Source organism: Streptomyces sp. NPDC059247, assembly GCF_042754005.1.
GTDB lineage: Bacteria > Actinomycetota > Actinomycetes > Streptomycetales > Streptomycetaceae > Streptomyces.
Map to the genome: position 1 here is coordinate 140,252 of NZ_JBHYZW010000017.1, position 6,673 is coordinate 146,924.

At 71.3% G+C, this 6,673-nt stretch carries 5 protein-coding genes; all 5 read right to left on the bottom strand.

The window, feature by feature from the left end; genetic code table 11:
• Positions 1 to 151: 151 nt before the first annotated feature.
• The 5 genes from ACFXGN_RS25890 to ACFXGN_RS25910 all read right to left on the bottom strand — a co-directional run bounded on the left by ACFXGN_RS25890 (position 152) and on the right by ACFXGN_RS25910 (position 6,125).
• On the bottom strand, positions 152 to 1,489 hold the full coding sequence (locus ACFXGN_RS25890; protein WP_384863613.1) for a phospholipase A2: 1,338 nt from the start codon (positions 1,487 to 1,489) through the stop codon (positions 152 to 154).
• 835 nt (positions 1,490 to 2,324) lie between these two features.
• On the bottom strand, positions 2,325 to 3,272 hold the full coding sequence (locus ACFXGN_RS25895; protein ID WP_384863615.1) for a zinc-binding dehydrogenase: 948 nt from the start codon (positions 3,270 to 3,272) through the stop codon (positions 2,325 to 2,327).
• Positions 3,273 to 3,335: 63 nt separating this feature from the next.
• Positions 3,336 to 4,418 carry an alkene reductase gene (locus tag ACFXGN_RS25900; protein ID WP_384863618.1) on the bottom strand — a complete coding sequence of 361 codons (1,083 nt, stop codon included), beginning with the start codon at positions 4,416 to 4,418 and terminating at the stop codon, positions 3,336 to 3,338.
• A 168-nt stretch (positions 4,419 to 4,586) separates the two neighbouring features.
• Positions 4,587 to 5,351: an SDR family NAD(P)-dependent oxidoreductase gene (locus tag ACFXGN_RS25905; RefSeq protein WP_384863621.1), complete on the bottom strand. Its 765-nt coding sequence runs from the start codon at positions 5,349 to 5,351 to the stop codon at positions 4,587 to 4,589.
• A 270-nt stretch (positions 5,352 to 5,621) separates the two neighbouring features.
• Positions 5,622 to 6,125: a cupin domain-containing protein gene (locus ACFXGN_RS25910; protein WP_384863624.1), complete on the bottom strand. Its 504-nt coding sequence runs from the start codon at positions 6,123 to 6,125 to the stop codon at positions 5,622 to 5,624.
• Between the last annotated feature and the right edge of the window lie 548 nt (positions 6,126 to 6,673).

Below are 6,673 nucleotides of genomic sequence, written 5' to 3' on the forward strand. Positions count from 1 at the left end.
GCTTCCCTGGTGACCGTGCGGTCGGTCCAGGGGCGCGGCCGGTGAACCAGTCGGTCGGCGGCGTCCATGGCCCTCGGTGTCACCGCCTCGCGAGCAGCCGAGTCACCGACAGGGCCCGGCCGGGCGGCACGCCGGGGTTCCGCGATCTTTCTCAGGTCGCGTTGGCGCCGTTCTTCGGGCGACCGGAGTAGAACACGGCCGTGTAGTAGGCGTAGGCCGTGGCCCGGCACGACCTCTTGAAGCGGTAGGCCGGGCAGGTGTTGTAGTAGAGCTGGTTGTAGAAGGCCGCGTCCACGGCGAAGCCCTTGTTGCGGTCCAGGTAGTAGCCGTAGCCCTTGTAGGTGTTGCCGATGGTTCCGTAGCCGTAGTCGTGCGAGTTGCACGCGGTGCGGAAGTCCCAGCCGCCCGGCTTGTCGGCGGAGCGAGTGCAGTTGTCGTAGCTGATGCCGACCACCCAGGCTCCGGTGGGAGTCTGCCTCCAGCCGGGGTTGCGCCAGCCGTAGTGCGCGACCTTCGTGGCACAGCCGGTGTACTGGTACCACATCCACGATTCCGCTGTGGAGCAGTACCGCGGGTACGCCTGCGGGTCGGTGATCTCCGAGCCGCGGAAGTCCTCGGCGGCCGGGGTGACGCCCTCGCCCTGGGCCAGGCTGGGGGCACCCTGCATGGCGGACCCCGGAGCGGGAAGCGTACCGCTGGTCTCCTGCGCCTGCGGTGCGGCGGCGTTCCCGGGGAACGTCAGCTCCCAGCGGGCACCGCTCTCGGCCGTCGCGGTCGCGACGCGGTCGGCGCCGTCGTACGTGTAGGCGTTGAGGCTGCTGCCCTCGGCGGGGTTGGTGACCTGCCGGAGCAGCCCGGCGCCGTCGTAGGAGTAGCGGGCCAGGGTCTGCACCACCGGACCGGACGTGAAGGTGATGTCCTTGACCCGCCCGGTGACGTCCCCGAGGGCCGTACCGGACGCGGTGGTCGCGGAGGCGTAGGTCACCTTCACGGACTGCTCGGGGGATTCGCCCCGGGCGGGTTCCTTGACGGTCGACACGCGGCCCTGGCCGTCGTAGGAGACCGTGGACTGCTTGAACGCCTTGCTGCCCGCTGCCGTGACACGCCAGTTGTCACCGCCGCCGCCGACCTGCTCCCAGGTGTACGCGGGCTTGAGGTCAGCCGCCGGGATCGGGTTGCCCGCCTGATCGGTGGGAGCCTCGTCGCCCGCCCCGACGACGGTCAGGTCGACGTTCAGCGTCTCCACGACGGTCGTCCTCAGCTGACCGGCGAAGTCGTCCCAGACGACGTTCTCGACCAGGGTCGAGCCGTCGGGGGCTTTGTAGGTGTTGATGCTTCCGCCATCGGCACCACCGTGAGAGGCGGTCAGACCGTAGCGGGTGGACTCCTGGGTATCCAGGTCCGTGGTGGTGATCGCGCCGGATCCCTGGGCGAGCTTCCGGTTGAGCTGCCCGCCGAGGAATTCGGCTTCCCAGCTCGGGCCGAACACACCGAGGTCGGAGCGCGCGGAAGGGGCGTCCTGGGGCTGAGAAACCCCTTGGGCCTGCCCCGTGACCGTATGGGAGCGACCCATGAGACCTGCTGGTACGTCATTCTCGGAAATCTGGTAGCTGTCGAATTCGGAAAGATATGTTCCCGGCCCGATGCTTCGGATCTCACCCAGGGAAAGAGGCTGGTCAGGCACCTGGGAAGCCGAAGCGGACTGCTGCGGCAGTAACAGTGTCATGGACAAGGCGGCCACGACAGGGAAAGCGGATCTGCGCATGGTGGATCCTTCTCTGATGGTTTTCGATGGTCGACGATCATGAGCACTCAATGGGGCGACCATGTGTCCATGGGCCCGCCGGTGCGCATGAGATGCGAAGGCGTACTGGTAGGGGTGCCGTGGTGAAGAGCCGGGGTGTTGGGCCGTCCCGTCACATCACGGGGTGCGGTGGGTGGTCAGGTGGTGGCGATCCGGCGTATCCGGAGGTGGCCATGGCGTGCGGTGGTGTCTGCTTCAGCGGTCGGCCGGAGCCCGGTCGGTCCCCGCTGCTGTCTGTCTGTAGACGACACGCGGTACAGGAACTCATCGGTCACCGTGCGGAAACTTTTCTGCCGACTGTCGGGCATGGGGTGCCCCGGACCAGGCCCCTTTCCTCCCGGAGGCAGGATGGCGGGCCGGGCGCCACCAGCAGGCGGTCGGCCTGGGAGTCGGGCGATGCCAACGGCCGCGTCGGTGGGCCTGCTTCGAGGCTGCGGCCGATGACCGTTCCCCGGCCTTCGTCCGGGTGGGGGAGGGGGGACGTACGACCGCCTGCGTACGGCATACGGCAAGAGCGATGTCACGGTGTGGCGTTGCCGACCTCCGCCGCCCAGCGCCGGGACGCGGGGACGTCCAGTACGACCTTGCCGCGGACGCGTCGCGACAGGAGGGCGTCGGCCGCGAGTGCGGCCTGTTCCCAGTGTCCGCGCCAGCCGATCTCGGAAGTGAGCCGTCCGGACTCCAGCAGTCGGAGCAGCACGGTGAGGTCGGCCGCGAAGGGGGCGGCGACGTTGAAGTTCTCCAGGCGCCCCCGGGCGGAAGCCTCTCCGGCCGCCTCGAAGTCGATGGTGGTGGGCAGGCGGGAGGCGCGGCCGATCGCCTGGACGAGACCGTCGGGTTCGAGACGGAGGAACGCGTCGGCGAGCTGGTCGCCGCCGACGTGGTCGAGGACCCCGAAGACCGGTTCCGACAGGGCGTCCGGCCCCAGGACGATCTCGTGGGCCCCCAGTTCGCGCAGGCCCTCGGCGCGGCTCTCGTCTCCCACGGAGGCGATGACATGGGCCCCGGCGAGGGCCGCGAGCTGGACGGCGAAGCGTCCGGTCCCTCCCGACGCGCCGGTGACCAGCACGCGACGGCCGAGCACCGAACCCAGCCTCCGCACGGCCTGGAGCGCGGTGACCCCGGCGACCGGGAGGGCCGCGGCGGCCCCGAGATCGACGTCCTCGGGAACGACCGCCACGTTCGCGGTGTCCACGGCGCGCAGTTCGGCCCACGCGCCGCCCCAGCCGAACGTGACGACGCGGCTTCCCGCCGGGGGCCCGGAGCCGTCGGCCGCGCCGCGCGTGACGATCCCGGCGGCGTCCCAGCCGGGGACCCGTCCGGTCGGGGCACCGGTCGGCGGGTAGGCGATCTCACCGAAGTTCAGCGAGATCGCGGCGACCGCGACCAGCGCCTCGTCGTCCCGTGGCCGGGGGGCGGGCACGTCGCCGAGACGCAGTCCCTGAGTGCCGTGGAGCACTGCTCTCATGTGCTTGTCCTTGTCCGCCCCGGGGCGGTGGAGCGCCCGGTCGCCGAGAGGAGGAGCCGGACCTCAGAGGTCCGAGCCGAGGGCCGGGTAGTCGGTGTAGCCACGGTGGTCACCGCCGTAGAAGGTGTCCCTGTCGGGCGTGTTGTACGGGCCACCGGCCCTGACCCGCGCGAGCAGGTCCGGATTGGCCAGCCACATCTCCCCCAGGGCGACCGCGTCCGCCACGTCCTCCCGCAGCGCCTCGGCACCGGTCTCCGGCGTGCCGGGGAAGGACTCGGGAGTCGGATGGGGGCACAGGACGAGCGCACCCGGCCACACCGCGCGGATCAGCCCGGTGGTGGGCCGGTCGAGCACCTCGAAGACGTGCAGATAGGCGAGCGGTGTCGGCGCGAGCGCACCGGTCAGCGCGGTGTAGAGCTCGGCGGTGTCGCTCTCCTCGATCCCGTTGTACGTGCTCCCCGGGGAGAGCCTGACTCCCATCCGTTCCGCGCCGATCGCGCCCGCGACCGCCGCGACGACCTCGACCGTGAGCCGGACGCGGCCCTCGACGGAGCCGCCGTAGGCGTCGGTCCGGTGATTGGATCCGTCGGCGAGGAACTGGTGCAGCAGGAAGCCGTTGGCGGCGTGCAGCTCCACCCCGTCGAAACCCGCCTCGATCGCGTTGACCGCGGCGGCGGTGAACTCCCCGATCACCGTCCGGATGTCGTCCGGGGTCATCTGGCGCGGTGTGGGATGGTCCAACATGCCGTCGGGGGTGAACAGTTGCGCGCCGGAGGCGAGGGGGGACGGTCCTATCGGGGCGCCGCCGTCCGCGTACAGACTGGGGTGTCCGACGCGTCCGCAGTGAACGAGCTGTGCGACGATCCGCCCGCCTTCGGCGTGCACGGCGCGGGTGACCCGCCGCCAGGCGGCGATCTGCTCACCGGTGTACAGGCCCGGGGTCAGCAGGTAGCCCTGGCCCCGCTCGCTGATCTGGACGGCCTCGGTGATGATCAGTCCCGCCGACGCGCGCTGAGCGTAGTACTCGGCGGCCAGAGGGGAGACGACCCCTTTCCCGTCGGCGCGGCTGCGGGTCATCGGTGCCATCACGAGCCGGTTGGGCAGTTCCAGTTTGCCCGCGGTCAGGGGGTCGAACAGTTCAGCCATGACGTGTACCTCCGGGAAGAAGAAGTTCCCGCCGTGGTCCGGGCGGGAGGTGCTGCTCGACGTTCGCCGTACCGGGGGAGGGCGGCCCGCTTCCGATCGCGCGGGAGGCCCGCCCGGCCTGGCCGCCTGGACGGAACCGCGAAGTCCCGTGCCAGCGGCCGGAGCGGGTCACAGGACCTTCAGGAGGCCGCCGTCGATGACGTAGTCGCTGCCGGTGACGTAGGAGGCGGCCGGGGAGCTGAGGAAGACGATCACGTTCGCGACCTCCTGCGGAGTGCCCCAGCGGCCCAGGGTGACGTTGATCTTCTCGGGAAGGTCGGTCATCAGCTCCCGGAAGTCACCGCCCGTGGCCTGGCTGACCCGCGGGCCGTACTCGTCCCACAGCGGGGTGCGGATGAGCGCGGGCGAGACGGTGTTCACCCGGATGCCGCGCGGGCCCAGTTCGTCGGCGAGGCCCTTGCCGAAGGCCGTCAGCGCGGCCTTGGACGTCCCGTACCAGTGGGGACCGGAGGCAGGCCAGTGCGCCACGCTGGTGGAGATGTTGACCACCGACTCCCTCAGCAGCGGGAGCAGGGCCCGGGTGATCCGTACCGAGGCGAACAGGTTCAGCTCGAACGCCCGCTGCCAGGTCGCCTCGTCGAGATCCGGCAGTCCGCCCAGGTCCAGCCCGGCCAGTCCGCCCACTCCGTTCACGAGCAGGTCGACGTGCCCGAACCGCTCCTCGGCCGTGCGCCGCACCTCCTCGACACCCTCGGGCGTGAGGAGATCGGCCTCGACCGTGAGGGCACCCGTCGCTTCGAGCTCTTCCGTGACCGTACGGTCCGCGCCGAGCACCCTGGCACCTTCGGCGAGGAGGGTGCGTACGACCGCGCCGCCGATCCCTCCGCCGGCGGCCGTCACCACGGCGGTCCGTCCGGCAAGACGCAGATCCATGAGTTCTCCTGAGTGTTCGATGGGTGACCGGGCCCGCCGCGATCCCGGATGGGCCACGGCGGGCCCGGAAGGTCCCGTGGGGCGCGGAGACGATCCGGGCCGGGACGTTGATGGGTCGGCCCCCCCCCGGGCCATGGGGCGGAGGGGGCCCGATTAGCATCCGTCCCAGGGCCGGGCCGGAACAACGCCGAATGACGTGGGGTTCATGCAGTACGGCTCAACGGTCGGGGCGGGGTCGCCCCGTGCGCCGTATCGGCTCCGTGCGCCGTGTCAGCCCCGCGCGAGTGACTCCGTCCAGACCGGGCTGTCGAAGTAGTGGTTGTCGTACCGCTCGGAGCTGTCGCGGATGTCCTGGACGCTCGCCTCGCCGCGGTACACCCGCTCCAGGAGCCGGTAGTAGTCGAAGCGCTCCATGCCCGGGGTGAAGGCGACGAGCATGTCGCCCTCCTCGCCCGGTGCGGGGGCGAAGGCGTGCGGCACGTTCGGCGGGACGGTGAGGAAGTCACCGGTGCCCAGCGTCACCACCTGGTCATGGAGCAGGATCCGCATCCTGCCGCTGAGGACGAAGAACATCTCCGTGGCCTTGGTGTGGAAGTGCGCGGGGGCGCCCGGTGACCCCTTGCGGAAGGTCGCCCGGTTCGCCGTGAGCGCGCCGCCGGTGGCGCCCGCGTCGGCGAGCAGGGTGATCAGGCTGGTCGCGCCGTCCTCGATGGTCACGGCTTCGGCGGCCCGTACCAGGACGGGTGCCTGCGACGGGGTGGCGTGCACGTTCACGGTGTCTCTCCTCGGATCGTCTCCACCGGCTTCCCGCCGGTGCTCGCCCTGGTGGCCCGTCCGGGCTCCAGGTGGTGTGCCGGTCGGAGGGCGCGTACGCGTCGCGTCCCTCTCCGGTCACCCGGATGCTCCGGGGACCGCATGTCACGGTGGCCGCCCCGGCCTCTTCCGGGTACGGCCTGAAGAGGCGCCCGGGGCGGTTGCGCCCGATCCGGCAAGCCCGCGGAACGAATCCGGGAACGGGACGACGGAACGGATGAGGCCATGACATGACACTCCCAGGAGCATGAACGGCACGTGCCGTGCCGTCTGGAAGGAGCATGGCAACTCCCGCCCCAGATTGTCAACGGCACGTGCCGTGCCGCTTGTTGGGTTGGGGTGCGGGTGGGGCGCGGACGGGGCCGGACCGGATCGCGTCCCTCGCCCGGGTCGGTCGGATCGTGGTGGGCCGTGACGCGGAGAGGGGCGGGGGGGGGGGGGGGGGCGGGCGCCCCCCCGCGCGCGGGGGGGCCCCGGAGGGAGCGGGGGGGGGGGGGGGGGCCGGGGCA